The sequence below is a fragment of the Rhizobacter sp. OV335 genome (genome assembly GCF_900142965.1).
Taxonomy (GTDB): Bacteria; Pseudomonadota; Gammaproteobacteria; order Burkholderiales; family Burkholderiaceae_C; genus Rhizobacter.
Window position 1 is genome coordinate 1 of record NZ_FRCQ01000072.1, and the last position, 1,173, is coordinate 1,173.

1 protein-coding gene is annotated in these 1,173 nt (G+C 67.8%); it reads left to right on the plus strand.

Annotated elements, in window-relative coordinates; genetic code table 11:
- Positions 1-177 precede the first annotated feature (177 nt).
- Positions 178-1,026 carry a DMT family transporter gene (locus BUE42_RS31420; RefSeq protein WP_073469467.1) on the plus strand — a complete coding sequence of 283 codons (849 nt, stop codon included), beginning with the start codon at positions 178-180 and terminating at the stop codon, positions 1,024-1,026.
- Positions 1,027-1,173: the final 147 nt, after the last annotated feature.

Below are 1,173 nucleotides of genomic sequence, written 5' to 3' on the forward strand. Positions count from 1 at the left end.
GCTGCGCGCGGGGCCATCAAACCAGCCAGCTCCGGCGCCCCGTCCCTATTGGCGCTCCACAGCCTCCCCGCACGCGCCTTCTGCCACCACCGCTCTTGGGGGAGGTGACAAGCGAACAAGTGGCGATTGAGCCCGGGTTGTCACCCGGGCAGGTTCCTGCAACGCACGTCCAGCGACATGACCGACCACCAGAAAGGCATCCTCTACGCCCTCGCTGCCGCGGCGCTCAACGCCAGCATCGGGGTACTCACCAAGACGCTCGTCGTGCTGGGCTTCGCACCGAGCAGCATCGCAGGGCTCAAGACCATCATCGGCTTCGTGATCCTGCTCGGCATCGTGCTTGCGCAGGCACCTCGGCAATTGCGCGGCAGCTGGCTGCAGGCCGGCGTCTGCGCGTTCTTCGGTATCTTCGTGCTGTTCCACTTCGAGACGGCCGCATATGCGCATCAATCGGCCGCCAATGTCGTCGTGATGCTGATGGCCTGCGCAGCCTTCTCGGCGATGACCCTGGGCTGGCCGGTGCTGGGTGATCGGCCTCGGCGCCGGCAGGTCCTCGGCCTGCTGGTCGCGGTGGTGGGCGTTGCGTTGATCTGCGGCGCGAACCTCGGCGGAGACCTGCACGGGCTGCTGCTCGCCGCCATCGCCGGCACCGGCTACGGCATCTTCTCGGTGCTGGTGAAGAAGCTCGGGCTGCAAGGCGGCTTCGCGCTGACGACGCGGCTGCTGTTCTTCGGCAGCCTCTACCTCGGCATCGCCATTCAGCCGGACAACCTCGTGCAGGCGCACTGGAGCGCGACGGCCGTGCTGCTGCTCGTGCTGCTGGCGGTCTTTCCGACCGTGCTCGGCTTCGTCTGCACGACGCGCGCGATCCAGCACATTTCGCCGGGGCGCGTGCAGACACTTGAATTGGCAGAGCCAGTGTTTGCCGCGGTGTTCGCCCTGACCCTGCTCGGCGAGGTGCCCTCCAACGGCGCCCTGGCGGGCGGCGCGGTGGTGATGCTGGGCCTGTACCTCAGCGCTTCGTAGAGGCCGTTCCCGGGGTTGTCACCCTCACTTGTTCGCTTGTCACCTCCCTCAGGAGCGGTGGTGGCAGAAGGCGCGTGCGGGGAGGCTGTGGAGCGCCAATAGGGACGGGGCGCCGGAGCTGGCTGGTTTGATGGCCCCGCGCGCAGC